The organism is Ruegeria sp. AD91A, from assembly GCF_003443535.1.
In the GTDB taxonomy this organism is placed as follows: Bacteria; Pseudomonadota; Alphaproteobacteria; order Rhodobacterales; family Rhodobacteraceae; genus Ruegeria.
Genome location: NZ_CP031947.1, coordinates 126,515 through 153,255 on the forward strand (window position 1 = coordinate 126,515; position 26,741 = coordinate 153,255).

Here is a 26,741-nt window from a genome sequence, read left to right on the forward strand (position 1 = left end):
TGCGATTCCTTTTACTTCAGACGTTGAACGTAGTTGGCCCGATCCGGGTCGAACCATGTTTTTGAGAATTCAACGGGTTCGGCGCTTTCCGACCAGCTGAACCGCTCGATATAACCTACCGCTTGGCCCGCTGGTTTGGTGAAGTTTGGGGGCGTCCAGTCCGGTAGAGGCCGGACCGAGACTCTGTCTTCGGCCCTTGCGATCCAAAAGCCCAATTGGTGCTGATAATAGCGATAGAGCGAGTCGGACAGCAGGCTCTGGTCGATTAGGCCCGCTGATTCGTCCAGCCATATTTCTTCGACAGCGATGATTGTATCATTCAGGTAGCGCATCCGCCGGACACGCGAACCGGCATCAGAAGCGCCGAATTTTGGCAGTTCGACTGGCTTCTTCAGATGGTTAACCGACAGGATATCTGCACGTGGCAGGCCACCTCCTTCAGGCAGTTCCAGCCTAAACATTGCATAGACGCTGTTTTGTGTGCCGGTCTCGCGGATGTAGTTGCCCGAGCCTTGGATACGCTCCAACATCCCCTTTTTTTCTAGCTCAGAGAGCGATTTTCGCAGCGTTCCAACCGAGACATTCAACTCCGCGGCCATCTCGCGCTCGGGTGGCAAGCGCTCACCTTCAATAAGGCGACCAGCCGCGATGTCACGGATCAGAAGTTCCGCGATCTGAATATATACCGGCAGGGCATTTTGGTTTCGGTTGGACACAGGCACAGTAGACGCTTCACTCGGCCGCAGGAAGAATTGATACACTATTGATCTACATCAAAGCGATTGCTACGCAAGAGGAAAGTCAAAGATGTACGGAGCGTGAATCAAATGAGCATCGTCCCCATCACATCCCCCGATCTGGATGCGGCCGAAGTTTCGTGGTTTGCCGCGCTGTGCTCGGATGATTACCAGTTCCTTGGCGTTCCCGATGGCGACCTGCGGTCGAGTTGGGAGCATTGTTCGAACATTGTGAAAGAGGCCGAAGCGCAGGGTTTTCGCAACATCCTCTGCCCGTCCTCCTATCAGGTCGGTCAAGACACGCTGAGCTTTGTCGCCGGCTGCGCTCCGATCACCGACCGGATCAACCTGCTGGCCGCCGTACGCTGTGGTGAGATGCAACCGATCATGCTGGCCCGCACCATCGCAACGCTGGATCACATGCTGAAGGGGCGGTTGACGGTTAACATCATCTCATCCGACTTTCCCGGTGAGAAAGCCGACAGCGCGTTTCGCTATCAACGTTCGCGCGAAGTGGTGAAGATTCTGAAACAGGCCTGGACGCAGGATGAGATCAATCATGCAGGCGAAGTCTATAACTTCTCGGGCCTGACCACTGATCCAGCCAAGCCATACCAGACTGGAGGGCCGCTACTCTATTTCGGCGGCTATTCTCCCTCCGCTTTGGATCTGTGTGGCGAGCACTGCGATGTCTATCTGATGTGGCCTGAAACCAAGGACCAACTGGCTGAACGGATGAAGGCTGTTCACGCCGTCGCTGAAAGCTACGACCGCACGCTGGATTACGGCCTGCGTGTCCATATGATCGTTCGCGATACCGAGGCTGAGGCTCAGGAATACGCGGATTACATCGTCTCGAAGCTGGACGACGAATACGGTCGCGCCATCCGCGAACGGGCGCTGGATTCGACCTCGCTGGGTGTGGCGCATCAGGCCAGGAACCGCGACCTGGCGGATGAGTACGGCTATGTCGAACCCGGTCTCTGGACCGGTGTTGGCCGGGCGCGGTCTGGCTGCGGTGCCGCTCTGGTCGGATCAACCGATCAGGTTATGTCGAAGATCGAGGAATACCAGAAGATGGGCATCCGCGCTTTCATCTTCTCGGGCTACCCGCATCTGGGCGAAGCCCGTCATTTCGGCGCCCGCGTGTTGCCGAACCTGAAAACCTGTTCCCTTCCCAAAGCTTACGGAAGGGTTCCAAATGCGACCCCGGCCACACCGCTGGGCAACGGAGAACGCCGCTGATGCAACGTGTGAAACTATCTGACTCGCTGGAAATGAGCCGCCTTGTCTATGGCATGTGGCGGTTGGGCGATGACAGTGACACGTCCGCGGGCCATGTCGAGGCCAAGATTCAGGCCTGCCTAGATCAGGGCATCACCACCTTCGATCAGGCCGACATCTATGGCGGCTACCAGGCCGAGGCTGTGCTGGGCACGGCCTTGCGCGCCAATCCAAGCCTGCGTCAGAAGATGGAAATTGTCACCAAATGTGACATCGTCGCGCCGGTTGGCCGTTACGCAGATGCGAAAGTAAAATACTACGACACCTCGCGCGCCCACATTCTGAAATCGGTCGACACGTCGCTGTCGGAAATGGCGATTGACCACATCGATCTGCTGTTGATCCACCGCCCAGATCCCATGATGGACCACCATGAAACTGGAGCAGCTCTGGATGAGGTTTTTGCCAGTGGCAAGGTCGGCGCCGTCGGTGTGTCCAACTTCCGCCCGTGGGATTGGTCGTTGCTGCAATCGGCGATGAAAACGCAGTTGGTCACCAACCAGATCGAAATCTCTCTCGGTGAGATCAGCCCCTTCACCAACGGAGACCTGGCGTTTCACCAACAGCATGGCCATCCGTTGATGGCATGGTCGCCGCTGGGTGGAGGTCTGTTGATGGCCGGAAACCCACCGGTTGGGGTCGTCGCTGATGAAATCGCAGCCGAGTTCGGCGTGGATCGCGCCGCCGTCGCCGTGGCGTTCCTGCTGGCCCATCCGGCCAACATCCTGCCGGTTCTGGGCACCAACAGTATGGACCGGATCAAACGCGCCTCGGACGCATTGAAAGTCAAACTGGATCGGGAAAGCTGGTTCCGCCTGTACGAGGCTGCACTGGGGCACGAGGTTCCATGATGAACGCAATCTCAAAGGACATGACCCACACCTTCGTTCCTCAAAAGGACGACACCCGCACCTTGCGCGATGCCTTCGGCCGCTTTGCGACCGGTGTCACCATCGTCACTTGTGACAGCGCGGACGGGCCGGTCTGCATCACCGCGAACAGCTTTTCGTCCCTATCGCTCGACCCACCGCTGATCATGTGGGCCGGAGACCGCAACTCGCGCCGCTTCCCCTATTTCCACAAAGCCCGTCATTTCAGCGTCCACGTGCTGTCCTCGGAACAGGCCGAGCTGTGCTTCGGCTGCTCGAAAGACGCCTTTGCACTGCGGGACATCAACCACGAGCGCTGTGAGAATGGGACACCGGTGTTGGCGGACTGCCTGGCTCGGTTCGAATGCGAACAGCACGCGTATCACGATGCAGGCGATCACGTTATTGTAGTTGGAAAGGTTCTCAAGGCCAGCATGTCGGATGGAGACGCGCTGACCTTCTATGCTGGGAAACTCGGCCAATTCGCGAAAGCCTAAGCGCGATTTGACGACCGTGGGACATACCCGCGGCTGAACAAGGGAGGATCCGCATGAGCGGACTGGCATCGGTGCTTGCGCCGATTGCATTCGTGAACGAAACCGTGCTGCGTCTGGGCCGCGCGGTTGGTGTTGTTGCGATTGCGCTCATGGTTATCGCAATTCTGATCCAGGTGTTCTTCCGATACGTTCTGGGCAACGCGCTGCCCTGGCCGGATGAGGCCGCGCGGTTCTGCATGTTGTGGATGACCGGTCTTATGGCGCCCACCGCCTTTCGGCGCGGCGGCTTTGTGGCCATAGACATGCTGGAACGCTTCCTTCCCCGCGTCATCGGCCAAACGCTGAATTTGTTCCTGCTTTTGATCGCGCTCTCCGTCTTGGCGGTCGCTGTCAACATCGGCTGGTCCGAGGTTACCGGCTTTGGCGGCAAATTCGCCACTGCCGCGCTGTATCTGCCCACCTCTTTCGGGTTCGACGAATGGTATCGCATTCCGCGCAGTTGGATGATGGCATCGCTGCTGGTGGGGATCATCCTGCTGATCTCGGTGAATATCGAGCTGATCCTGCGATCCTTCATCACTCTGCTGGGCGGCGGCCACCTGTTGCCGGAAATTCCCGATGCGGCAGTGGGGGCCGAATAAATGCTGATCTGGTTCCTGCCCACTTTTCTGATTTTCCTGCTGATCGGCCTGCCGGTCTTTTTCGCTTTGCTCGCGGCGCCCGGAATCCTGCTGTGGCTGAACGGCCAGACGAACGACATCACGCTGCTCTATCGCAATGTCTATAACGGCATGGACAGCTTCCCTCTGATGGCGATCCCGTTCTTCATGCTGGCAGGAGAGCTCATGAACCGAGGCGGCATAACCATCCGCCTCGTCGAGTTTTCCCAGGCTTTGATGGGCCACCTGCGCGGTGGTCTGGCGCATGTGAACGTCCTCAGTTCGATCCTGTTCGCGGGCCTGTCCGGTTCTGCCGTTGCTGATACCTCCGCGTTGGGATCGATGCTGATCCCGGCGATGGAGAAACAGGGCTACACCCGCAAATTTGCCGCCGCGATCACGGCGGCGAGTTCCGTGATCGGGCCGATCATTCCGCCCTCGGGCATAATGATCATCTATGCCTATGTGATGGGCGAAAGCGTGGCCGCATTGTTCCTTGCGGGTATCGTTCCGGGCGTGATGGTCGGAGTCGGTCTGATGCTGATGATCAAACTGATGGCCGACCGCTACGACTTCCCCGTCGCCAGCCGCAAATACACATGGTCCGAGCGGCGTCAGGCCAGTTTGAAGGCCTTCTTCCCACTTATGACACCTGTGATCATTCTGGGCGGTATTCTGGGTGGTATCTTCACGCCAACTGAGGCTGCGGCAGTCGCCGTGGGTTATGCCTTCATCATCGGTTTCTTCGTCCTGCGCACACTGACATGGAAAGAAGTTCCCGAGGTGCTCAGCAACGCTAGCATGACCTCAGCCGTTGTTCTTCTGCTGGTCGGCGCGGCAATGGCGTTCAAGACGGTTGTCAGCCTCAGCCATGCGCCGGAACAACTGGCCTCGCTGATCCTCAGCCTGTCAGAAAACCCGCTGATCCTTCTGTTCCTGATCAACCTGCTACTGTTCATCGTCGGCATGTTCCTGGACGCAGGCCCCGCGATCATCATCCTTGGACCAATCCTTGGCCCGATCTTCACCAGCCTCGGCGTCGACCCGATCCATTTCGCCATCATCATGAGCGTCAACCTGACGGTCGGCCTCGCCACACCACCGATGGGTTTGGTGCTGTTTGTGGCAGCAGCCGTATCCCGCGAACGGGTCGAAACCATCGCCAAGGCGATCCTGCCGTTCCTGGCGGTCGAAATCATCGTGATCTTCCTGATCACGTATATCCCCGCACTATCCATGACGATCCCGAGGATAACGGGATTTGCCAACTAACCAAGTTCCACAGGGAGGAAACGCATGCTCAGAGACTTTATCAAAACCGCAGCGGTGGCCACATCGCTGGTGGCGGCGTCCGCAATGGCCGCGACAGCCGCCGACTATACGCTGCGCGCAACTGCAAATTCGAACGAAAACGATGAGGATTATGATGGTCTGATCGTCTTCAAGAATTATGTCGAATCTGCCTCGAACGGCGCGATTGAAGTCGATCTGTTCATCGGCACACAGCTCTGCTCGAACGGAGCCGAATGCTTGCAGGGCGTGGCAGATGGCACAATCGACATCTACATCTCCACTTCCGGCGGTGCCTCAGGCATCTTTCCCTACGTGCAGGTTTTAGACCTGCCCTATCTGATGGCCGATGATCGCATTGCCGAGCATGTACTGTCGGGCGACTTCACCCGTACCATGCGTGACATGGCGCTTGAGGATTCCGGTGGCGCAATCCGCCTGATGACCATCGGCAACACCGGCGGCTGGCGCAACTTTGCCAACACCCAGCGCCGGATTGCTGAGCCTGCCGATATGGAAGGTTTGAAAATCCGCACCGTGGTCGCCGATCTGCCACAGGAACTGGTCAAGGCGTTGGGCGCTTCGCCTACCCCGATCCCATGGCCGGAACTGTTCACCAGTTTCCAGACCGGTGTCGTTGAAGGATCCAAGAACGGCATCACAGACATCATGGGCATGAAATTCCCGGATGCGGGCCTGCAATATGTGACGCTGGACGGCCACGCCTATATGGGCGCACTGTGGTGGATGAACAACGCCAAGTTCCAAGAGATGCCTGAGGATATGCGTCGCGTCGTGGTCGACGGGTTCTATGCGTTGCAACAGGCCACTTTTGCTTCTCCCAAGCGCAAGTCGATTCAAGCCTATGAGGATTTCGTCGCCGGTGGCGGTGACCTCTATGTGCCGACACCCGAACAGAAAGCTGCGTTCAAAGAGGCCGCAACGCCAGTCTATGATTGGTTCCAGTCCAACGTTGCTCGTGGCGATGAGATCTTCGTTGCAATGACCGAAGCGGTTGCGGCGGCTGAGGCGGACATCAACGCCGCTCGCGATGCGGACCTGAACTAAACGGAAGGGTCGGGCTTTACGGCCCGGCCCTCACCGAAACGGGTACATCCACCCTTTGTAGTCATTGACGAGAACATGCGCCCTTTCGATTTGCTCCGGCGACATTTTCTTTACCACTTCCTCAAGGCTGATCGCCGCGTCGGGGTCGCCGCCAATGGCGCTGAGCGTGTACCACATATACGCACGCACCAAATCGGGCGCAGGTATTCCCAGACCCAATTCGTAGTACCAGCCAACGCCCGACTGCGCCCCCGGATGCCCCTTCATCGCGGCGCGCATATACCATTCAAAGGCCCGTTCGTAATCCTGCTCGACCCCGAGACCCAGCCCGTACATCACGCCGATCAACTCCTCGGCCTCGGCGTTGCCCGAGCGAGCGGCTGGAAGAAGTTCCTCGCGTGCGGCTGCAAACTGTCCGGCTTCCATCATATCGCGCGCTTGCTCCAGTTCAGCCAGAGCCGGAGACGCAAAAACGCAAAGGGCAAAAACAAGCTGGCGCATGGGATGATTGCTCTCTCCTGGGTCGCGGCCGCTGCGGCACAGGAATTGCCGCACCCGCTGACCGATGATGACTTTATCCCCTTTGATATGGAACAGGCCGCCATCGGTCATCAACTGTTTTACGACCCGATCCTGTCCGGCAACCGCAATATTACCTGCGCCCATTGTCACCACCCGGATTTCGGCACCTCGGACGGGTTGTCGCTGGGCATAGGAGAAGGCGGACAGGGATTGGGACCGGACCGCACACCCGGCACCGGGGCCGACAGAATACGCAAACGCATCCCCCGCAACTCACCGGGCCTATGGAACCTTGGGGCCAAGGACATTCACACCGTCTTTCATGACGGCAGGCTGAGCATTTCCAACGACTACGGCAACGGCTTCAATTCCCCGGCGCAGGAGTGGCTGCCCGAAGGCCTGAATTCTCTGCTTGCGGCACAGGCTCTGTTTCCGCTGACCTCACAATTCGAGATGGCGGGCAATGTGGCCGAAAATGAGGTCACGGGCGCGGTGCAGGATCGTATTGACAAGGGCTGGCCGATTCTGGCGAAACGCGTCCGCACCGATCCACGCTATGGTCCGGCCATCGTCGCCGCCTTTGATGAGGTCGAGACGACCGAGGACATCACTATCACGCACGTCGCCAACGCTCTGGCCGCTTTCATGGCGATTGAGTGGCGTAGCACCGACAGCCCGTTTGACCACTACCTTGCGGGCGACACGAATGCCCTTTCAACAGCACAAATGGATGGGATGAAGCTATTCTACGGCGAAGCTCGCTGCTCCACCTGCCACACCGGACCGCTCTTGTCAGATCAGAAGTTCCATGCATTGGGTTTACCACCCTTTGGGCCGGGTCGTACCCGGCAGTGGGATCCCTTCGTCCGGGATGTGGGCCGCATGGGTGAAAGCAACCGCCTGGAGGATGCTTACAGGTTCCGCACCCCGATGCTACGAAACGTTGCCCTGACCGCGCCCTATGGTCACAATGGCGCGTTCCCCGATCTTGAAAGCGTCATTCGCCATCATTTGGATCCGCAGGCAAGCCTCGACACATGGACTCCTCAAATGGCTGCATTACCCGAGGTACCATGGTTACAAAAAACTGATTTCCTAGTTTGGGAGGACTACTATGAAATGGAGCGTCAACGCAAAAAAAATGACATTGAACCGATCCAACTCACGGAAGTGGAAACCCAAAACCTGATTGCTTTTCTGCATTCGTTGACAGGTAGCAGCGTCGACTCGTCGAAATTCGGTGTGCCGAAGGGATTTGCTCCTTAATCATCCCTCATATCATCAAGATACGGCCAGAGAAATCGCATCCTGCCGTCCTTCTTGACTCTCCCTTCTGACGCGAGCGTGGAATGAAGTGATCCGTAGAAAGAAAGTCTCTGTAGAGCGGCGCGAAACAAAAAATACTCACTTCTGATATGGTATCGGACCGATTAAATCTGACAAGACAAACATCAGTATCTGGGGCGCTGTTCTTGAGGGCGGCATATTTCCGTTACCATATGAATTCAATCTCGACCGCGCGTCCTTATCGCCACCCCCGGATACGAAAAACCACCAACAAAGCCGTCATACGCACTTGCTGATCTATCGGGTATCGATCAGGAAAGCATACTGGTGGGATGCTCTTGTTGCGCTTCGCATTTCGTTGCGGTGTATTGCTGTAAAACAAAAGGCCCCGTCAGGGGCCTTATTTTATTGGTCGGAGTGAGAGGATTCGAACCTCCGACCCCTGCCTCCCGAAGATCGGTGCAGGTGGCCAAGTTATTGATTTTTGGTCAAAGGAGCCCTGTTTTTCAGGCTGCTTTGCCAAGCAAACCAACTAAGATACGGTTCGACAGGTTCATTGAACCTGAGAGCACTGTCTACATGCGCGTTAATCCTACAGTTCCCGTAACAGCTGCTGCGTTTTCGGCATGCGGTCCAGGCTGGCCTCAATCCTAGAACGCCACTTGGGGCCACGAGAGAGTGCATCTTCGTAGGCGTCATTCAATTCATCCGGCCGATCCTGAGCAAGCACCTCGACTAGAAACGCGGCCTGTCGTCTGTCCTTTTCTGCTTTGAGGGCATTTTCACCGGGACGACGACGGTCCGCGACAATCAACTTGTGGATGGCATAGCGTTCTGGCTGCGGGATTTGCACCAAAACGCCACTCCGGTAGGTTACAGCAGCGTTGATTGGCTCCGCGATAAGGTAGTTCAGATGGTGCAGCCCTTGCGCATCCACTCCCAAAGCGGGCAGTTCGCGCACATCCTCATCCTCACCAAATGATGGAGTGAGGAATTCTATAAGCGTGTCGCCTCGTGTCTGTTTCCAACGCCAGGTGCGTCCGGCCGTGAGACTGGGCTGCGCCATGAAGTCGAAATCGCGGAACACATCTTCCAGCGGTGGTGATGCAGTGTCCTCCAGCACCAGCGACAACCTAGAAAAGCTGGCGATGTCGATGTCATCCGTGTGAGCGGTCATATCCATGTCGAAACGCACACCCAATTCACCTTCGTAGAGGCGGAAGGCGTGGGTCCCCACTATGGTGCCGCCTAGACGAAATACGCCGGACGTTGCCATCGCAGAGAGCAGGCTGCCGGTGGCAGCGTCCAGACCCAGGAAACCTTCTGCTCTTAGGAGCCGCACGAGGCGCGCCCGGTTGCGGCGGCGGTCTTCCTGTTGGGCTTTCAAAGTTTTGTGCTGTTCCAGCCGGCCGCGCAGTTCCTCACAATCTTCTCCCAGGTAGTGCTTTTTGACATCGGAACCGACCCGGTAGGTGTCATACCAGTAGGTCCTGTCGTTGCGTTCGACTCGTGTGGGGGTGCCCCGGATGTCCGAATCGGAATCGTCTCGCAGTGAACGCAGGAGATCGTGATAAGCGGCATGTGCTATGGATGAATGGCGCGTGAACATCTTGGCTTCCACTGTGCTCAACGGATTTTATTTTTGTTGAACATAACATATGTTCAACAAAAAATAAAGATGTTGAACACCACGCTTTTAGCCCTGTAACTCGTGAATACACACAGATGGGCATATATTTCTCGCGATGTCGCAGAGATGCGCGTGATGAGTCAGGTAGATCACCTGGCCGCTTTTGCTCATCTCAGCTAGCAGGCCGAAGGCCTCGGCGGTGCGATCGTCGTCGAAGCTTTCCATGATGTCATCGGCAATGAACGGCACTGGGCCGTTGTTGCGAGCAAACTCGTGGTAGCCTGCAATGCGTAGCGCAAGGTAGAGCTGAGCACGGGTGCCGTCTGAGAGTTGGTCAGCCTGTTTCGAGCCACCCCCAGCGGCCAGCGCCACCAATACTTCGCGGGAACCATCCGGCTGTGCGGCGAGGCCGGAATAGCGGTCCCGCGACATGATGCGGAAGGCTTCTGATGCGCGTTCGAGCATACCGCTGCGGTGAGTGTCACGATAGCTCCTGAGAGCGGCTTCGACTGCCAAGAGCCCCAAACGCTGCCGTAGGTGGCGCCGGGCGCCGTCCTCAATCTCAAGCAACAATGTCTGGCGTTGTTCTTCCAGACGGGCAACTGCGTCATCGCCACCGACCGCTTCGACGGCGTCTTCCGCCTTGCGAAAGTCGTCCTGTGCTTCTTCCTGTGCTGAGCGCAGGGTTTTCAAATCGGTCCGCAGGCTGTCAGCGCGTGCGGCGAGCGCATCGGCATCTAGATCACGCAGTTGCGCACGTGCTTTTTCGACTGTATCGCATCGCATTCCTGCACAGAGGTCTTCGGTCAGTTCGCGCTGAGTTTCACGCAGTTTCGACAGTTCCCCTGCTCGCGTGAGCGCATCGCGCGCTTCGGCCCAAACGTCGACTTCAAAGTGACGGGAAAACTCGACGGTCCGATTGCGATGAATCTCGGCTTCCTCTTCCAACTCCGAGAGGGCTTGTGTGGCCGTCGTCAAACGATCTGAGAGGTTGGCTCGCTGATCTTCGCGGCTCTCCGCTGCGCGCTGTCGCCGGGTGATGTCACGCCACAGATCAGTCGCTGGCAGATCGGAAGGCATTTCGAGGCGAACCGCCAAATCGCGAGCCTCTTTTTCAAACCTTTCGCGGTTGGATTGCATGGTCGTTATCCGGTGGGTCAGTTCACCGATGCGGTCCTGATGTTCACGTAGTTGGTCGAGCTCTTCGAGGATCGCACGCATCTCGTCGACAGCGGGTGGCGCGTCAGCCATCCAAGTGTCGGCACAGGCGGCTTCCCACTCCACCTGCCATGCGGCGCGCGCGTCGTCTGCCTCTAGTTTGTTGCGCTCACGTCTGGTCAGGTTCTGGCGGGCCTCGGCTTCGGTCTCGCTCAAAGCCTCAACCTTAGACACTTGGTCCAAGAGAGATTGAGCGGTTTCAAGGGCTAGGGCCAGGCTCGTATCTTTGGGTATTGCGCGGCCCGCCTGTGCGAAAGCGTTCGAAATATCCAAACGAGCCTGGGCGACGATTTGCACGCGCCGGGCAAGATCGCGCGCCTTGTCATCGTGCTTGACCTGGGCATCCTGTGCTATGTCGAGCTTGTCGAGCCAAGCGCGGAAAGTTGGCAGGTCGATGTCGGTGGGGAGTGCGGGGGAGACCTTGGCAGCGATTCCGGCAAGCCGTTTCGCCAGGTTTTTGCGCCGCTCCCTGGCCTCGGCCGATTTCACTTTGGCAGCTTCAACTTGTTGGTGGGCTTCGACCAACGCACGCTCGGCCTCGGCAGTCTTTTCGGCATGGGCGCGCTGATCCGCAAGGGTGGCGGTCACCTGGTCGTCGAGGCGCATCGCAACCTCAAAGCACTCTGCTGTTTTGTCCGTCAGATCCGCACGGTGGCGGGACCATTCTAATTCCCGACGTGTTCGCACTTGAGCTGCCTCTTCCAGAGTAACTACGGCAGTTGTTCCGACTGCATCGCGTCGAGCGAGAGCTTGGGTCACAGCGTGTTCTAGTTGCTCCAGCCAATCATCCGCCCGGTCGATCGCCCTATCAGCCTCGGCGATTTCCGCGTCCAGTTGCTCAAGAGCGGCGTCGTCTGGCGGAGTCAAACTCGCCAGTTCATCGTTGTTTCCCGTCCAGGGCGAAAGCGTAGACAGGGCTGATTTCAAACGCGCTTCCTTCTCTTCAAGCTCGGTGCTTACACGGTCGTGAGCGCCGACAGGATCGTCGCGGCGAAGATTTTGCACCAAACCGGCCAGCCCACCCAAATTTGACACGCTGCCTCCAGCCTTACTTAAACGCCGCTCAGCGCGCTCGAGGCCATCTTTAGCAAGCTGCAATTCTCTAGTCGCAGAATCGCACGCGGTTTCCACACCAGAACTTTTTTCGATCAGCGCGCGCAGGCGCCCCAGGCTTCTTGCCTCGGGCAACAGCTTGGTCGGATCCGCCCCGACGTGCCCCAGTCGAGACAGGCAATCATTAACTGCTGCGGCCCTAGCATCGAGCTCTCCCCGCCGTTTGGGCAAGTCCTCCACCGCGGTGTCATGGGCCGATTTCAATTGTTCCGCCGCCTCGATGTCCTCGCGTGCTTTCAGAACCACCCCGTCGGGTGGGAGGTCGTTCAATTCGGCTACCAACCCTGCCACAGTCTTTTTCGCGGCCTCAAGCCGGGTGGCAATGGCGGTCTCCCTGCGGTCAAGTTCGGGAAGTTCGGCGAGCCATCCCTCTGGAGGTTCTGGTAGCGAACCGTAACTGGCGATCTCCGCCTCTAGACGGTCCAGCCGCGGCAAAAGCGGTAGTGCTGCGATGTGGCGGTCGGTCTCGATTACATCGGTCTGTGCAGCTTCTGCCGCCTCGCGCGCCTTGTGCCGGGCATCTTTGGTCCGATCGCATTCAGTTGATAGGCGAGCATACTCGGAAGCAGCAGTGTCCAATTCCTTAATCTGCCTTCCCAAGTCGTCGTAGGCGGCACAAAGATCGCGCAACGCACCCTTGCGTCCGGTCCTGTTCAGGAACCCCTCTGACTCTGCATTCAATTCGTCCAACTGCGCCGCCAAATCGGTCATCCCCGCGCTTGCCTGAAAAAGCAACTCACCGAGATCCCCCTTGCTGGCAAGGATGCTTTCGCCTCCTTCATCCAGGGTCTGTCGATTGAGTGAGAACATCGCCGCATAGGATGTGCGGTCGAGTCCTCGCAGACCGCCATGCAGCAGCGCTTCACCCAGCGGTTCACCGCTGGCGTCGAGCAGAGAATTGTCACGTTTCTTGACCCGAAGCAGTTCATGCGTCTGCCCGTCGATTTCTAGCACGGCCCCCAACTGCATCGACTGATAGGGGTGAATGAATCCCATGCTGCTTCGCACGGGGATCTGGAACAGCATGTCCAGCCAACCTTCGAGCAGGGTGGATTTCCCAGCTTCGTTTGCGCCGTAGATCACGTGCAGGTCGGGGTCACCGGGTGTTTGGACGGGAAACGAAAGGCTCAGATCAGTGAACTTGCCAAAACGGGTGAGGTCGAGCCGGTTCAATCGCATCGCTCAACCATCGGTCTCTTCGAGGCGCGCAAGAACCTCCATTGCGCCCTGCTGCATCGCATGGACAATAGTCGCGGCCGTCTCTTCCTGACTATCACCCAGGAGCGCTCGCAACTCACGTGGGATATACTTCAGCAAACGTTCCACGTCTTCCAGAACGGCCGGATCATCAGGGGGAAGACTTCGCTGCGTGATGATCTGAGCCAGTTCCTCTAACGCGCCTCCAGTGGACGCATTGCTGACGGCGGACAACGCAAGCTCGATCTTGTCGATCCAAAGCGTGCCGATCTGCTCGGCGACGTTCTGCGCCTCGGCGTGTAGCAGGTCGAGGTCACGACCCGCTCTCCAGGCCAATGGAGTTTTTCCAGTCAGCACTGGTCGGACGATCAGCTGCTCACCAGCGTGGTCACGCCGCGCTGTGTGCAGAGCATGCTTCAGCGCCTCAATTAGGTCTGGCCAGTCAGATAATAGGTGGCATTCCACCGGGAGCCGTTCGAACTGCGCCATCGCGAGGTGCCGTTCTTCTACTGCGACCAAACCGTCGTCGGCCACCGAAACCAGCGAAACCGACTTGTTCCCGGCCTCACCGATGTCGCGACCTTGCGGTATTCCGGGCATGACTACAGTTGTCGTGCCGGTGTGAATGGTCCGCCGGTGGATGTGCCCCAGCGCCCAATAGTCGAACCCGGTCGCTTGAAGTTCGGCCAGCGTGCAAGGTGCATATGGATCATGCCCCTGCGCTCCGCCGAGGGACGTGTGTAGCATTCCTAGATTGAAAGCTCCCATCACCGGTGGCCCAAAACGGTCCAACAGAGTGTCGGGTGCATGGGGGTCACGAAATGAAACACCGTGAACAGCAACTGAATGATCGTTCCAGTCAGTCTCGACGACCTGTGCTTTGCCCGGGAACACCGTCACGTTTTCCGGCAAGACTAGCTCACGCGTGATCTTGGATGCCGCATCGTGGTTGCCGCGGATAATGAAAACCGGAATGCCCGCTGCGTCTAGGCGCTCCATCTCTAGAGCGAGGATCCGAGCAGTCTTCATTGATGTTTGACTGCCGTCATACAGGTCGCCGGCAATCAGCAGCGCCTGGACATCTTCGGTCACGCACAGATCGATCAGCCGCCTAAATGTGGTTCGGGTCGCATTTCCGACTACTTCTGCCAGTGCTTCGTCGCGCATGGCTAGAGACTTTAGCGGTGAGTCCAAATGAATATCTGCAGTGTGAACGAACCGGAAGGCCAACATATTTCCCCAATAAACACTAAAACTATGAGAGAAATTGAAACTACGACGTCGTGACCGTCAAGGCAGAATTATTGGGGTCGCTATAGTCGACGAAAACACGGGAATTCAAACAGCATATCGTTTCCCTGGAAATACCCAATCATCCCTTCGCTATATCGAAAACATGCAGTGAGTGCTGCGTGAAATCTGAGAGGATAGTGATGACAAAAAAACCGCATGCGGACACCCGGATGGCGAGGTATGTCGAGCGCCGGGTGCTCGAATTGAAACCCAAAAAGAAACAGGCTGAGATTGCCGCCCTGGCTGGCTATGTGAACCAGAACATGATCACAATGATCAAGCAGGGTAGCTCCAAAGTGGCGCTGGATCGAGTCCCGGCGTTGGCGAAAGCTCTGGAATGCGACGCCGCCTACCTTTTGCGCCTCGCAATTGAGCAGTCGATCGGCCTGACTGCAGCCGAGGCAGTTGTCGAGGTGTTCGGAGAACCTGTCACGTCGAATGAACTTGGCTGGCTGAAAGCAATACGCAAAGCCTCCAACAACACGGATCCTCGGCTGACCTGTCGGTCAGAGACGGCGATCAATGCGATCTTTGGGAGGTGAATTTCATGTCTGACAATGAGGGAGACTTGACACCCAATGAGCGCGCCTGGCTGCGCTTCCTACGAGAAGTGAGTAACAAGAAAGATCCGAGGCCGACTTTGCGCCGGGTGCAACTCCTTCGGCGCCTTTGCGAACCTCGGAGAGCTTGATGGAAATACAGAGAAGGATGGCGGTGAGGAATGGCTGAAAAGCTGAGATTCACCGGATCCCTTTGGAGACACGCGAGATAGAGGGTGATCTTCGCGTGGCCATTCCCGCATGTGAAGAAAAGGAGACACCAGTCGCGACAAAATAATTAACTTTGGCGTAATCGGTGAGTTGGAACAGCCGGTCAAGAAGGATGACCGCGATGAGATAGCTGAAATTCGATACAACTAGCTCGGCATCGGTTTCAATTACGAGGGCATGCCGGTCTATCAGTCCACAAACACCGTCCAATCTGTGAAGACATTCACACCCAATTTCTCAAAAAGGTCTGGAGTCTCGGATTTCACATCACCATCGACAACATCCATCCCTTCGTCGATCTCTGGTATGACGGCGTAGAAAGCAACCACGCCACCTTGACGACACAAGAGTTCCGGAAGATGACTGGGCAGATTTATCAAGGAGCACCAAAGTGAATACCACGCAGCTCAAAATCCGCTACATCTTAGAGGTGGTCGCAGCGGCATTGGTCACAACTTTCATAGCATGGGGCGAAAGCCAGAACGGTCTTGCCGCGACTTACGTGGTAGGCATCGGTCTCTTGATTTGGGTCGGCATACGACACATGCTTGCTATCGGCAGACATTGGGCCTGAGGCCTCGTAGCGCCTTGGCCCTTTGGTCTACTCATCCTGCTCTGCATGCCGCCTAAGAGAGCTGCAAAGGTTGCATAAGGTTGACAAAGGTTTACATCCGCCCTCGCGGGACTGACGGAATGTAAACCTTTCACCTCTCAAACCACCCCAAAATCAGGCCAAAGGTTTACACTAAGTTTACATTAAGTTGACAGATTTCGCCCAAAATCAGGTTTTTCAGACCAAAATGTAAACCTTTCACAGAGCAAAACCCAATAAAACATGGCTCTTCGGAAACAACACATCCGAACCAAGGCCAGAAAAGCGCACAGAACAGCGAAACACAGGCCAGCTAACACCTGACACACGTAAGAGAACGGACAGCACTCAGGCCAGCGCACAGTAAGCCTGAGCATAAACCTCATAGAGAACAAACACACAGGTCTAGGCCAGCAAAGCTTTCAAGCTACTCCGGAGATCAAATACCGACGATTACACATAGAGCGGTAATAGATGCACCTAGAGAGAAACACTCTAAGAGAGCGGTCACACGTAAGAGAGCCCTAGAGAGGTGCCAGTAGAGAGAAAGTCCCTATAGAGAGCGTATGTGCCTAGAGAGAACAGGTGCGCGTGTGTAGAGGGGTAATCGTAGGAGGGAGTATTCGGGGCGGCGCCCAATTTGCGCTTGCGTTTACCAGACCTTTTGTATGCTCTGTTGCTTCTAAGTGCTCATTGGGAAGCTGGCAACTTGCGGTGAAGCGTATTGAAGGCTGCACTTTGAATTTTTGTGCTGCTATTCCTTTGGGAGTTCGTATTGCGACTTCAAGAGAGTAGCTTCATCGAACCCTTGAGGCGTTGTTCCGCATCTTTTGCAATCGCCATGAGTCTTTCCTGTCGAGTTGGCTCACTAACAGCGTCGCTAACCGATATGGGCCCGCTCTCGTCTGGGCGATCCGACTTTTCATTGTTCGGCCGGCTTGGAACGTTTTTCGGTGTATGCGGATTCTTAGATTTTACCATAACCCCTAACTCCTAAACTCATCGAAAATAGACCGATGATTGTTTTCTGGCAACCGCCCGGAGATCAACACCAGCAAAACAGGCGTGTCGCCCCTTCGCACAAGTCTCGCGGTCGTATAACTTGCAGTTCGTTACGCCCAACTGGGCGGCTCAAAAAACTGATCGAGGGCCTAGAGTTGGACAAACTGTCAGTCATGCAAGCTTTTCGCCGTATCGTTGAACGCGGTAGCTTTGCCCGTGCGGCGGAAGACCTTGGTGTTTCTCCCGCGCTTCTCAGCAGAGAAATCAAGCTTCTGGAAGAAAGTCTGGGAACCGTCCTCCTAACCAGAACGACCCGATCCATGTCACTGACTGACACCGGCAGTCTCTATTACCAAGATGCAATTGGAATTCTCGACGCTGTCGAAAAAACGGAACAGACCATCAGGGAAGGTGCAAAAGCGATGCGCGGGCACCTTCGGGTGAATGCATCAAGCTCTTTCGGCCAAACCGTTATCGCACCGATGCTTCCCGAGTTCTTGGAAACCTATCCTGATCTGCGATTTACGCTTTCGATGGACGACAAGGTGATCGATATGGTCGAGGGCGGGTTCGATCTGTCGATACGTATCCGTGCTGCCATGCCGGATTCGGCACTGGTCGCCCGACGGATCGGCGTGATGCGGCAGAGAGTATTTGCGTCTCCTGACTATTTGGAGCGATGCGGGACGCCGACCCAGCCGGCGGATCTGAAAAGCCACGCGATCATCGGCTTTTTGCTTGCTGATCATTTGACCAGCTGGAAGCTCTCGGCCGCCAACGGTGTCACCGCATTAGAACTTGATCCGCGCGTGCGGGTCGGCAACAGCCTCGTTTTGCGGGATCTGCTGATAGCGGGGCAAGGTATCGGAACACTGCCCGAGTTCGTCTCTGATGCTCCCGAAGCCAGCGGGGCCTTGGTGCGAGTTCTTCCTGACCACGAATTGCCCGCGCCGGAAGTATTCGCCGTTACGGCATCTCGCTTGGGAATGGACGCCAAGGTCACAGCCTTTCTTGATCATCTGCGCCTGGCTCTCAGGTCGTGACATTGTTCAATACAGGTAAAGAGTGATGTCAAAGAGCGCGACTTAATTGGCGGCGCAACAAATTCCATTCTCTCAGGGAACAAGTCACAGCCCTGAGAGGTATCCTATGTCACGTATTCTCGTTCTCTACTATTCAAGCTATGGCCACGTCCGCACATTGGCCGATGCAGAAGCTGAAGGCGCCAGAAGTGTTCCCGGCACCGAAGTTGACGTTCGGCGTGTGCCCGAAACCGTCCCTGAAGAACTCCGCCAGCAGGCCGGTTATGTCGTCGATGATACGCCTATCGCCTTGCCGGCAGATCTGGAAAACTATGATGCAATAATTTTAGGAACACCGACCCGGTTTGGCATGATGGCCGGCCAAATGAAGTCGTTCTTGGATCAGGCTGGCGGGCTTTGGGCTAGGAATGCTCTGGTTGGTAAAGTCGGGGCGGTCTTTGCATCTACGGGTTCGCAACATGGCGGGCACGAGGCGACCCTTCTGACAACGCAAGTCCCTCTTCAACACTTTGGGATGCTGATTGCCGGAATGCCCTACACATTTGCTGGCCAGACTACATCAGAAGAAATCATTGGCGGCGCACCATATGGTGCGGGAACGATCGCCGGTGCTGATGGTTCTCGCACGCCTACCGAAACCGACCTAGCCGGGGCGCGGTTCCAGGGTGCTCATGTTGCAACGATTACAGCGTGCCTCGCTGGATCAAACCTTCAAGCGGAAGCAGCGTAACCCGCGCGCCTCTGACGTCTCACTCAAATTCTCAAACGCCTCAGCCGGGAGACATACAATGTCACGCTCAACCGATATTCTTCTCACTTCGCTCGCCCCAGCGGTATGGGGAAGCACTTATCTGGTAACTACGGAAGCGCTCCCGGCTGGCTATCCGATTACCCTGGCTGCGTTACGAGCTCTGCCAGCTGGCTTGTTGTTGCTTGCAGTGACGCGCTGCGTTCCACCACGCGAATGGCTCGGTCGAACTTTCGTCTTAGGCAGCCTCAATTTCGCTCTGTTCTGGGTGCTCCTCTTCGTTGCTGCGTATAGGTTGCCTGGTGGTGTGGCAGCCACCCTGGGATCGTTGCAAGCAATGATCGTGATTTTGATGGCGTGGGGATGGCTGGGAACCCCAATCCGACTTGGTGCACTTGGCGCCGCCACGACTGGCGTAATGGGTGTGTCTCTGCTGCTGATCGGACCAGAAGCACAACTTGATTGGATCGGTATAGCAGCGGGTTTGGGAGGAGCCGCGTCAATGGCTGCCGGCACTGTTCTCAGCCGGAAATGGCAACCACCGGTCTCGGCGCTTAGTGTCACAGCGTGGCAATTAACAGCCGGTGGTTTGATACTGCTGCCAGTCGCACTGTTTCTTGAGCCGCCTCTACCTGCGCTCAGCGCGACAAATGTCGCCGGCCTTATTTGGCTTGGGTTGATTGGTGCTGCAGCAACCTATGCTCTTTGGTTTCGTGGCATAGCGCGCCTGGACCCCAGTGCAGTCTCGATGCTTGGCATGATGAGTCCTTTGACAGCTGTCGTGCTCGGCTGGGTATACTTGGGACAAACGCTTAGCTTCACTCAGTCCATAGGAGCAGCCATAGTTATTGTCTCTGTTGTGGTCGGCCAGAGCGTGAGCAGAAGGGACAATTCGGGTTTGAAAAAATGGAGACCAGCAACAGCTGGATCTGTCTGATGGGTGCTGAGTCGTAAACAACGGACCCAATCACGCAAGCGGGCGAGGAATGGCAGAGCGCCTCGTTCAAGCCCGTTCTCCAGATCCCAACAATATCGAAGTCCTAGGTTTCCCCACGCATAATTAAGGGGATGGGTTCTGGGTCCGCAGCGTTTGATTGGTCCAAACCTCCCGTAGCTATTGTTGCTTTGTGGACAAACGATCCAAAGCGCTTAGAGCGCTCAGGGCGTGCACTTCTACTTCAATGCTGTCGTGTATCGAAAACAGCGCTGGACGTTGCCAGAGAGCACCCTAGCCAGCCCAGTGATCTTCCTCGGCGGGAGGGGCAGAGGAAGGGCCGGGCCATCGTCCCCATGACCGGGAGCCTGCGTGCGGCGCTCCTGGAGGCGCGGAAGGCGGCTTTGTCCGACTACGTCGTGGAATGGGCCGGTGGGCCCGTGAAGTCCATCAAGAAGGGCTTCAAGGCCGCCGCGATCGAGGCAGGTCTGCCTGATGTGTCACCGCACGTTCTGCGCCACACAGCGGCAGTCCACATGGCGGAGGCCGGCGTCTCGATGGAGGAGATAGCCCAGTTTCTCGGCCATTCAAACTCACGGATCACCGAGTCTGTCTATGCGCGCTACAGCCCGGACCACCTGCGAAAAGCGGCCGACGCACTGGAGTTCGAGTAGTGCTCAGGTTCACTAAACACTGGATCACTGTCTTACAAACAACAAAGGCGCCCTTGGGCGCCTTATTTAATTGGTCGGAGTGAGAGGATTCGAACCTCCGACCCCTGCCTCCCGAAGACAGTGCTCTACCAGGCTGAGCTACACTCCGACCGTGGCGGGTGATCTATACGCGGTGCTGCTGTTGCGCAAGAGGTTTTTGAAATGGGGACACCCGGATCACTCAGTCTCAAAAATCGAAAAGAATTTGGGCGGAACCCGATTTGGCAATCACGACAAGGGATCGGTTTTGTACAGGCGAATTTTGGTTCCTCCATGGTCCACTACCGGTCCTGGTGCCAGCAATGGCAGGCGTGTGGCCCGAGCAAGCCCGGGGGCGCTGGTGATTACGCCTACGCGCCATCCCCTGAATCGGTTCATCAGGGTTTTTCCCATGGCACCATAGACTGAACGCAAGCGTTTTTCGTCACCAATTCGCGCTCCATATGGCGGGTTGACAATGACCAGCCCCGCAGGACCCTCGGGTGGTTTGATGTCGCTGACGGAATGCTGTCGAAACCGTGTCCAAGCACCGACTTGTGCCCTTTCAGCATTGGCGGTCGCAGCATCAATTGCGCCGGTGTTGCGATCCGAGCCGTAGAAGGTAAGGGCACATTCTGCCGTATTCGTTTCCCTTCGCATCTTTTGCCACTGATCAGGATCAAAACCCGCCAGTTCTTCGAATGCAAAACTACGGGAGCGGCCAGGACGCAGACCCAGAGCGATCTCGGCGGCCTCGATCACGAATGTGCCTGACCCGCACATCGGGTCCAGTACGGGTTCGTCGCCCGAGTAGCCGCACTCTCTCAGGAACATTGCGGCCATTGTTTCTCGCATCGGAGCCTTGGCAATGGCTTCCTTGTGGCCGCGCTTGTGCAAAAGCTCGCCAGAACTGTCGACGGAGATCGTGCAAATGTCTTTCTCGATTCGGAGCAAGACCCGAAGCCCTGCGTCGGATGAAATCGGAGCGCCCAATGTTTCGGATATTGCCCGCTCGATCCTCTGACGCGCTGCACCCGCATGATAAATTCTGGATTTGCGGCTGGTGGCCTCCACCTTGATCGGCACGTCAGGACGCAAGACATCACCCCAAGGGAATTTGCGTGCACGTTTGTCCAATTGGGCAAGATGCACAGCGGGGAAACTGCCGAGTCGCACCAGAACCTTGTTGGCGCCTCGCAGCATCAGGTTGGCACGCCAGACCTCGGGCCACGACCCCCGGCATGACACGCCACCTGGTACGGTTCTGACCCCTGCGAATCCGTTCGATTGCGCCTCGTCACCGAGAGGTGCTTCAAGGCCTGGGGTGGCAACCAGAAAGATTTCCAAATCTGTGTCTTTTTCCATTCCGGTTGCTTACACTGGAACTTGGGTGGGCGCGACATACAATTGTACGCTTCGGATTCGGTAGGTTTGAACGGTAAATTGCAGGATTGTGTGGTTCATTCTTAACTTTTGGCGGTAACAGGTTTGCGTTTGTGAACTTCCCCGCGTAAAGGGTCCTTGATCGGAAATACGCCTGCGGATTTTGGACCGTTTTCGACGCTTTTGCGACGGAGGTTCGAGAAAACCGCGCTATTGCATGACCCCGAAAGGGCGTTGGCAGAGCTGGCGCAGAAAAGAGGCTTGGAAGAACGTAGCAACATGCAAACTTTCAAACTGAAAAAAGGGCTGGATCTGCCAGTGGCAGGCGCTCCTGACCAGACCATTCACCCGGGCCCGGAATACTCGACCGTAGGCGTCTTGGGCGGTGACTACATCGGCCTGAAACCCAAGATGCTTGTGCAGGAAGGCGACAGTGTTGCGCGTGGCGCGCCGCTGTTTTGTCACAAGGATGCACCTGACGCGATGATGGTCGCACCGGTCAGTGGCAGGGTCGTCGCGATCAACCGTGGTGCCCGCCGGGTGCTGCAAAGCGTTGTGATCGAAGTGTCCGACGTCAATGACGCTGGTATGGATTTCTCGGGCGTAGGGGATGCTGAAAGCGCTGAAGGCGTGACCGCCAAACTGTGCGCTGCCGGTCTGTGGACGTCGTTCCGTACGCGGCCCTATTCAAAAATGCCGGAGCCCGGCGTCAAACCGGATGCAATTTTTGTCACCGCAATGGATAGTGATCCGCTGGCTGCGGATGTTGCCTTGATCCTTGCGGAGGCACCGGAAGCATTTGCTGCCGGGTTGGCCGCGGTCACCACGCTGACCGAGGGTAAAACCTATATTTGCCAAAAGGAAGGCGACGCAATACCCGGCACAGATGTCGCCGGTGTCGAAACTGCATCTTTCGAAGGCCCGCATCCATCAGGGCTGGCTGGAACGCATATTCACTTCCTCGAACCTCTTGCAGGTGACAAGCAGGTCTGGACCATCGGGTATCAGGACGTCATCGCCATTGGCCGCTTGATGCTGACCGGCCATCTGGATCCGAATATCGTGATTGCTTTGACGGGGCCCGGTGCGCGTCAACCGCGTTTGATCCGTACCGTGATGGGCGCATCAACTGACGATCTGACCCGCGACGAAGTCAATTTGGACGGCACACCTCGGATCATTTCGGGTTCGATCCTGTCGGGCCGACACGCTGATGGCCCGACAGCTTATCTGGGCCGGTTTGCACGTCAGATCAGCATTATCCGTGAAGACCCCGATCAAATCCCATTGGGCTGGATTCGTCCGATGCCGTCGAAATACTCGGTCCAGCCTGTATTGGGTTCTGCATTCGCCAAGAAGCTGTATGCGTTCACATCCAACCTGAACGGCGGTCGTCGCGCCATGGTGCCGACAGGTGTTTTCGAAGAACTGATGCCGCAGGACTATCTGCCCACTCAATTGCTGCGGGCACTGCTTGTAATGGATACGGACACGGCCCAGTCTCTGGGCGCGCTGGAGCTGGATGAAGAAGATCTGGGTCTTGTGGGCTTCGCCTGTCCTGCGAAATATGAATACGGGCTGGCGCTACGCGATTGCCTGACCAAGATTGAAAAGGAGGGCTGATCCAAATGGGTTTGCGCAGCTTCTTCGATCGGATCGAGCCGAACTTTACCAAGGGCGGCAAGTACGAGAAGCTTTTTCCCATCTACGAGATGGTGGAAAGCTTTATCTACACTCCGAAAACTGTGACCACCGTTGCCCCTCATGCGCGGTCTTACGTGGATATGAAGCGGATCATGACCTACGTCGTGATCGCGACGATCCCCTGTATCTTATGGGGGATGTGGAACACCGGTTATCAGGCCAATTCAGCCATTGCTGAGCTTGGGTCGGACTCGGCTACCGGCTGGCGGATCGCGATTTTGCAGGTATTTGGCATTTCGCTGAACCCGGACAGCATTTTTGCCAATGTCATGCACGGGCTGATGTACTTCTTGCCGATATATATCGTCACGCTGGTGGCAGGCGGCATCTTCGAGGTCATTTTCGCGACCGTTCGCGGGCATGAGGTGAACGAAGGTTTCCTTGTTACATCAATGCTGTACACGCTGATCATGCCTGCAACCACGCCCCTTTGGCAGGTCGCATTGGGCATCATCTTCGGTGTTGTGATCGGCAAGGAAGTGTTCGGTGGAACGGGTAAGAACTTCCTCAACCCGGCATTGGTTGGACGGGCCTTTTTGTACTTTGCTTACCCCGCGCAGATGTCGGGCGATGCGGTTTGGACCCCGGTTGACGGGTTTTCGGGCGCTACGGCTCTGGCGGTATCGGCTGCTGACGGCGTGCAGGCCCTGGCTGCTGACGGCATCACGTGGTCGAGCGCGTTCTTCGGCCAAATCCAGGGCAGTTTTGGCGAGACATCGACACTGGCCTGCATGATCGGTCTGGCTTTCCTTCTGATGACCAAGATCGCCAACTACCGCCTGATTGTCGGCTGTCTGGCGGGCACCATCGGCTTTACCCTGCTGCTGAACCTGATCGGATCGGACACGAACCCGATGTTTGCGATGCCATGGTACTGGCATATCGTGTTGGGAGGTTACGCTTTCGGCCTGGCCTTTATGGTGACGGAACCGGTTTCGGCCAGCCACACCAATGTGGGTCGCTATGTCTACGGCGCGCTGATCGGTGTGATGGTCGTGATGATACGTGTGATCAATCCGGCTTTCCCCGAAGGCATGATGCTGGCAATCCTGTTCGGGAACGTTTTCGCACCGCTGATCGACTATTTCGTCGTGCAAGCCAACATCAAACGGAGGGCGCGTCGCCATGTCTGATACGCAATCCCACGAACCCAAGGGCGCATTGGCCAAGTTTCTGGCGGCATCGCCGGATTCAGTTGGCAAGACGATCTTCATCGCCGTTGCCGTCTGTCTGGTCGCCTCGATGGTAGTGTCCGCGGCGGCAGTCAGTCTGCGCCCGGTGCAAGAGGCCAACCGCCTGAAGGACAAACAGGTGAACGTTCTGCAAGTTGCGGGCGTGTTCGAGCCCGGCATCGACGTAACAGAGGCTTTTGCCGCGTTCGAACCACATGTGTTGGAACTGTCCACCGGTGCGTTCGTCGATGATCAGTTTGATCCGACCACGTTTGACGACATCGCCGCCGCCAGCGATCCAGAGCTGAGCGTCGCGCTGGACAACGACCCCGCCGGTATCGGACGCAAATCCAAGTACCGCGTTATATATCTGCTGCGCGATGACGCAGGTGAACTGGACAAGGTGATCCTGCCTCTGCACGGCTATGGTCTATGGTCGACGCTCTATGGTTTTATCGCGCTTGAGAATAACGGCAACGATATCTACGGCCTGCAATTCTATCAGCATGGTGAAACACCGGGCCTTGGGGCCGAAGTGGACAACCCACGCTGGAAAGCACTGTGGAACGGTAAAAAGCTGCGCGACGAAGCAGGTGAATTGCAAATCACCGTTGCCAAATCGCAGCCCTCAGCCGGACCAGATTTCTATGTCGATGCGCTGGCGGGAGCCACGCTGACGTCGGTCGGTGTCGATAACCTTGTGAAATTCTGGATGGGCGATGCGGGCTATGGTCCCTTCCTGGCCAAACTGCAAGCAGGAGAGATTTGATGTCCCAGACCAAAAAAGAGATGCTGGTCGACCCGCTTGTCGACAATAACCCGATCACTTTGCAGGTGCTGGGTATCTGTTCGGCGCTGGCGGTGACTTCGTCACTGCAGGTGTCGATGGTAATGGCGCTCGCGGTGATCTTCGTGACCTCTTTCTCGTCCTTCTTCATCTCATGCCTGCGCAACCAGATCCCAGGCTCGATCAGGATCATCGTTCAGATGGTGATCATCGCCTCGCTGGTGATCCTCGTGGATCAGATCCTGAAGGCTTATGCGTTTGAGATTTCGAAAACCCTGTCGGTCTTTGTCGGCCTGATCATCACCAACTGTATCGTGATGGGTCGCGCCGAGGCGTTTGCGATGAAGAATCCCCCGGTTGCGTCCTTCATCGACGGGATGGGCAACGGAATGGGCTATGGCCTGATCCTGCTGCTGGTCGGCTTCATTCGCGAGCTGTTTGGGGCAGGGTCGCTGTTCGGAATCACGATTCTGGAAACCGTCAACAACGGCGGCTGGTACGTGCCCAACGGCATGCTGCTGTTGCCGCCTTCGGCGTTCTTCATCATCGGTCTGATCATCTGGGCCTTCCGCACCTGGAAGCCGAACCAGGTGGAAGAGCGTGAATACAAAATTCAGCAGGTAGAGGCCCACTGATGGAAGGTCTGATCTCACTGGCCGTAAAGGCCATCTTTGTCGAAAACCTTGCGCTCAGCTTTTTCCTTGGCATGTGCACTTTCATCGCCGTGTCCAAGAAAATATCAACCGCGCTGGGTCTGGGTATTTCGGTCATGGTTGTTCAGGCCATCACCGTACCTGCCAACAACCTGTTGCTGAACTATCTGCTCAAGCCGGGCGCGCTGGCCTGGGCAGGGTTCCCGGATGTGGACCTGACCTTCCTTGGCCTGATCTCCTATATCGGTGTGATTGCGGCGATGGTGCAGATACTTGAGATGGTTTTGGATAAGTACTTCCCACCGCTTTACAATGCGCTGGGGATCTTCCTGCCGCTGATCACAGTAAACTGCGCCATCCTTGGCGGGTCTCTGTTCATGGTGGAGCGTGACTACAACTTTGCCGAGGCGGCGACTTATGGCTTGTCTTCCGGTTTTGGCTGGGCACTGGCAATCACGGCAATGGCCGGAGTTCGGGAAAAGCTGAAATATTCGGACATCCCCGATGGCCTGCAAGGTCTTGGCATTACCTTCATTACCGCAGGTCTGATGGCTATGGCCTTCATGTCCTTCTCAGGCGTGAAACTGTAAGGGGGCG

Annotated in this window: 24 protein-coding genes and 1 tRNA gene; 17 read left to right on the top strand and 8 right to left on the bottom strand. The window is 56.7% G+C overall.

The features are described 5' to 3' along the window. Positions 1–11 precede the first annotated feature (11 nt). Positions 12–722, bottom strand: coding sequence for a GntR family transcriptional regulator (locus D1823_RS19070; protein ID WP_117873093.1), 711 nt, complete (start codon positions 720–722; stop codon positions 12–14). A gap of 105 nt (positions 723–827) precedes the next feature. Here D1823_RS19070 and D1823_RS19075 point away from each other — a divergent pair, with 105 nt between their 5' ends. The 6 genes from D1823_RS19075 to dctP are packed head-to-tail and all read left to right on the top strand — an operon-like array spanning position 828 to position 6,404. Continuing rightward, the gene (locus D1823_RS19075; protein WP_117873094.1) at positions 828–1,982 is read left to right on the top strand and encodes an LLM class flavin-dependent oxidoreductase; all 1,155 of its coding nucleotides are present in this window, start codon (positions 828–830) and stop codon (positions 1,980–1,982) included. Next, the gene (locus D1823_RS19080) at positions 1,982–2,872 is read left to right on the top strand and encodes an aldo/keto reductase family oxidoreductase (RefSeq protein ID WP_117873095.1); all 891 of its coding nucleotides are present in this window, start codon (positions 1,982–1,984) and stop codon (positions 2,870–2,872) included. Before D1823_RS19075 ends, D1823_RS19080 begins: the two co-directional genes overlap by 1 nt. Next, entirely contained in the window at positions 2,872–3,387 is a 516-nt protein-coding gene (locus D1823_RS19085; RefSeq protein WP_162896908.1) for a flavin reductase family protein, read from the top strand. Before D1823_RS19080 ends, D1823_RS19085 begins: the two co-directional genes overlap by 1 nt. A gap of 53 nt (positions 3,388–3,440) precedes the next feature. After that, positions 3,441–4,028, top strand: coding sequence for a TRAP transporter small permease (locus D1823_RS19090; protein ID WP_117873097.1), 588 nt, complete (start codon positions 3,441–3,443; stop codon positions 4,026–4,028). Further along, positions 4,029–5,318: a TRAP transporter large permease gene (locus tag D1823_RS19095; RefSeq protein ID WP_117873098.1), complete on the top strand. Its 1,290-nt coding sequence runs from the start codon at positions 4,029–4,031 to the stop codon at positions 5,316–5,318. Between the two features lie 24 nt (positions 5,319–5,342). Continuing rightward, positions 5,343–6,404, top strand: coding sequence for a TRAP transporter substrate-binding protein DctP (gene dctP, locus D1823_RS19100; RefSeq protein ID WP_117873099.1), 1,062 nt, complete (start codon positions 5,343–5,345; stop codon positions 6,402–6,404). 30 nt (positions 6,405–6,434) lie between these two features. Here the strand turns inward: dctP and D1823_RS19105 are convergent, their stop codons facing one another. Next, a complete protein-coding gene (locus D1823_RS19105; protein ID WP_117873100.1) occupies positions 6,435–6,905 on the bottom strand; it encodes a tetratricopeptide repeat protein in 471 nt (156 codons plus the stop codon). 3 nt (positions 6,906–6,908) lie between these two features. On the opposite strand from D1823_RS19105, the gene D1823_RS19110 reads away from it, so the two are divergent. Beyond that, positions 6,909–8,192, top strand: a complete 1,284-nt coding sequence (locus D1823_RS19110) for a cytochrome-c peroxidase (RefSeq protein WP_117873101.1) — start codon at positions 6,909–6,911, stop codon at positions 8,190–8,192. Positions 8,193–8,805: 613 nt separating this feature from the next. On the opposite strand, the gene D1823_RS19115 is transcribed toward D1823_RS19110, so the two are convergent. The 3 genes from D1823_RS19115 to D1823_RS19125 form a co-directional block, all read right to left on the bottom strand. After that, positions 8,806–9,822: a GSU2403 family nucleotidyltransferase fold protein gene (locus D1823_RS19115; protein ID WP_117873102.1), complete on the bottom strand. Its 1,017-nt coding sequence runs from the start codon at positions 9,820–9,822 to the stop codon at positions 8,806–8,808. 87 nt (positions 9,823–9,909) lie between these two features. Continuing rightward, positions 9,910–13,353 carry an AAA family ATPase gene (locus D1823_RS19120; RefSeq protein WP_117873103.1) on the bottom strand — a complete coding sequence of 1,148 codons (3,444 nt, stop codon included), beginning with the start codon at positions 13,351–13,353 and terminating at the stop codon, positions 9,910–9,912. A 3-nt stretch (positions 13,354–13,356) separates the two neighbouring features. Further along, on the bottom strand, positions 13,357–14,604 hold the full coding sequence (locus D1823_RS19125; RefSeq protein WP_371415317.1) for an exonuclease SbcCD subunit D: 1,248 nt from the start codon (positions 14,602–14,604) through the stop codon (positions 13,357–13,359). A 200-nt stretch (positions 14,605–14,804) separates the two neighbouring features. Here D1823_RS19125 and D1823_RS19130 point away from each other — a divergent pair, with 200 nt between their 5' ends. Further along, on the top strand, positions 14,805–15,206 hold the full coding sequence (locus D1823_RS19130; protein ID WP_117873104.1) for a helix-turn-helix domain-containing protein: 402 nt from the start codon (positions 14,805–14,807) through the stop codon (positions 15,204–15,206). Positions 15,207–15,622: 416 nt separating this feature from the next. Here the strand turns inward: D1823_RS19130 and D1823_RS21980 are convergent, their stop codons facing one another. After that, complete coding sequence (locus D1823_RS21980; protein WP_162896891.1) at positions 15,623–15,763, bottom strand: hypothetical protein; 141 nt, start codon at positions 15,761–15,763, stop codon at positions 15,623–15,625. A 1,420-nt stretch (positions 15,764–17,183) separates the two neighbouring features. On the opposite strand from D1823_RS21980, the gene D1823_RS19140 reads away from it, so the two are divergent. The 4 genes from D1823_RS19140 (at position 17,184) to D1823_RS22160 (ending at position 20,427) form a co-directional block, all read left to right on the top strand. Then, positions 17,184–18,071, top strand: a complete 888-nt coding sequence (locus tag D1823_RS19140) for a LysR family transcriptional regulator (RefSeq protein ID WP_117873106.1) — start codon at positions 17,184–17,186, stop codon at positions 18,069–18,071. Between the two features lie 106 nt (positions 18,072–18,177). Continuing rightward, on the top strand, positions 18,178–18,801 hold the full coding sequence (gene wrbA / locus D1823_RS19145) for an NAD(P)H:quinone oxidoreductase (RefSeq protein WP_117873107.1): 624 nt from the start codon (positions 18,178–18,180) through the stop codon (positions 18,799–18,801). 58 nt (positions 18,802–18,859) lie between these two features. Beyond that, positions 18,860–19,756: an EamA family transporter gene (locus tag D1823_RS19150; protein WP_117873108.1), complete on the top strand. Its 897-nt coding sequence runs from the start codon at positions 18,860–18,862 to the stop codon at positions 19,754–19,756. A 401-nt stretch (positions 19,757–20,157) separates the two neighbouring features. Continuing rightward, entirely contained in the window at positions 20,158–20,427 is a 270-nt protein-coding gene (locus D1823_RS22160) for a tyrosine-type recombinase/integrase (RefSeq protein WP_254683872.1), read from the top strand. Positions 20,428–20,498: 71 nt separating this feature from the next. Here D1823_RS22160 and D1823_RS19160 read toward each other — a convergent pair. Together D1823_RS19160 and D1823_RS19165 are read right to left on the bottom strand one after the other, a co-directional pair. Then, positions 20,499–20,575 (bottom strand) — tRNA-Pro (locus D1823_RS19160). A gap of 119 nt (positions 20,576–20,694) precedes the next feature. Next, a complete protein-coding gene (locus tag D1823_RS19165; protein WP_117873110.1) occupies positions 20,695–21,810 on the bottom strand; it encodes a class I SAM-dependent RNA methyltransferase in 1,116 nt (371 codons plus the stop codon). Positions 21,811–22,107: 297 nt separating this feature from the next. Here D1823_RS19165 and D1823_RS19175 point away from each other — a divergent pair, with 297 nt between their 5' ends. From D1823_RS19175 to nqrE, 5 genes are read left to right on the top strand one after another with little or no spacing between them, the layout of a single operon-like run. Further along, on the top strand, positions 22,108–23,451 hold the full coding sequence (locus D1823_RS19175; protein WP_117873112.1) for a Na(+)-translocating NADH-quinone reductase subunit A: 1,344 nt from the start codon (positions 22,108–22,110) through the stop codon (positions 23,449–23,451). 5 nt (positions 23,452–23,456) lie between these two features. Continuing rightward, entirely contained in the window at positions 23,457–24,665 is a 1,209-nt protein-coding gene (locus D1823_RS19180) for an NADH:ubiquinone reductase (Na(+)-transporting) subunit B (protein ID WP_117873113.1), read from the top strand. Further along, positions 24,658–25,473 carry a Na(+)-translocating NADH-quinone reductase subunit C gene (locus tag D1823_RS19185; protein ID WP_117873114.1) on the top strand — a complete coding sequence of 272 codons (816 nt, stop codon included), beginning with the start codon at positions 24,658–24,660 and terminating at the stop codon, positions 25,471–25,473. The genes D1823_RS19180 and D1823_RS19185 overlap by 8 nt, the downstream gene beginning before the upstream one ends. Further along, complete coding sequence (locus D1823_RS19190) at positions 25,473–26,126, top strand: NADH:ubiquinone reductase (Na(+)-transporting) subunit D (protein ID WP_117873115.1); 654 nt, start codon at positions 25,473–25,475, stop codon at positions 26,124–26,126. The genes D1823_RS19185 and D1823_RS19190 overlap by 1 nt, the downstream gene beginning before the upstream one ends. After that, entirely contained in the window at positions 26,126–26,734 is a 609-nt protein-coding gene (gene nqrE, locus D1823_RS19195; RefSeq protein ID WP_050603817.1) for an NADH:ubiquinone reductase (Na(+)-transporting) subunit E, read from the top strand. The genes D1823_RS19190 and nqrE overlap by 1 nt, the downstream gene beginning before the upstream one ends. Positions 26,735–26,741 lie beyond the last annotated feature (7 nt).

Coding starts and splice junctions, on each gene's coding strand:
- D1823_RS19075 (WP_117873094.1), top strand. CDS start 828: ATGAGCATCGTCCCCATCACATCCCCCGATCTGGATGCGGCCGAAGTT.
- D1823_RS19080 (WP_117873095.1), top strand. CDS start 1,982: ATGCAACGTGTGAAACTATCTGACTCGCTGGAAATGAGCCGCCTTGTC.
- D1823_RS19085 (WP_162896908.1), top strand. CDS start 2,872: ATGAACGCAATCTCAAAGGACATGACCCACACCTTCGTTCCTCAAAAG.
- D1823_RS19090 (WP_117873097.1), top strand. CDS start 3,441: ATGAGCGGACTGGCATCGGTGCTTGCGCCGATTGCATTCGTGAACGAA.
- D1823_RS19095 (WP_117873098.1), top strand. CDS start 4,029: ATGCTGATCTGGTTCCTGCCCACTTTTCTGATTTTCCTGCTGATCGGC.
- dctP (WP_117873099.1), top strand. CDS start 5,343: ATGCTCAGAGACTTTATCAAAACCGCAGCGGTGGCCACATCGCTGGTG.
- D1823_RS19105 (WP_117873100.1), bottom strand. CDS start 6,905: ATGCGCCAGCTTGTTTTTGCCCTTTGCGTTTTTGCGTCTCCGGCTCTG.
- D1823_RS19110 (WP_117873101.1), top strand. CDS start 6,909: ATGATTGCTCTCTCCTGGGTCGCGGCCGCTGCGGCACAGGAATTGCCG.
- D1823_RS19115 (WP_117873102.1), bottom strand. CDS start 9,822: ATGTTCACGCGCCATTCATCCATAGCACATGCCGCTTATCACGATCTC.
- D1823_RS19120 (WP_117873103.1), bottom strand. CDS start 13,353: ATGCGATTGAACCGGCTCGACCTCACCCGTTTTGGCAAGTTCACTGAT.
- D1823_RS19125 (WP_371415317.1), bottom strand. CDS start 14,604: ATGTTGGCCTTCCGGTTCGTTCACACTGCAGATATTCATTTGGACTCA.
- D1823_RS19130 (WP_117873104.1), top strand. CDS start 14,805: ATGACAAAAAAACCGCATGCGGACACCCGGATGGCGAGGTATGTCGAG.
- wrbA (WP_117873107.1), top strand. CDS start 18,178: ATGTCACGTATTCTCGTTCTCTACTATTCAAGCTATGGCCACGTCCGC.
- D1823_RS19150 (WP_117873108.1), top strand. CDS start 18,860: ATGTCACGCTCAACCGATATTCTTCTCACTTCGCTCGCCCCAGCGGTA.
- D1823_RS19165 (WP_117873110.1), bottom strand. CDS start 21,810: ATGGAAAAAGACACAGATTTGGAAATCTTTCTGGTTGCCACCCCAGGC.
- D1823_RS19175 (WP_117873112.1), top strand. CDS start 22,108: ATGCAAACTTTCAAACTGAAAAAAGGGCTGGATCTGCCAGTGGCAGGC.
- D1823_RS19180 (WP_117873113.1), top strand. CDS start 23,457: ATGGGTTTGCGCAGCTTCTTCGATCGGATCGAGCCGAACTTTACCAAG.
- D1823_RS19185 (WP_117873114.1), top strand. CDS start 24,658: ATGTCTGATACGCAATCCCACGAACCCAAGGGCGCATTGGCCAAGTTT.
- D1823_RS19190 (WP_117873115.1), top strand. CDS start 25,473: ATGTCCCAGACCAAAAAAGAGATGCTGGTCGACCCGCTTGTCGACAAT.
- nqrE (WP_050603817.1), top strand. CDS start 26,126: ATGGAAGGTCTGATCTCACTGGCCGTAAAGGCCATCTTTGTCGAAAAC.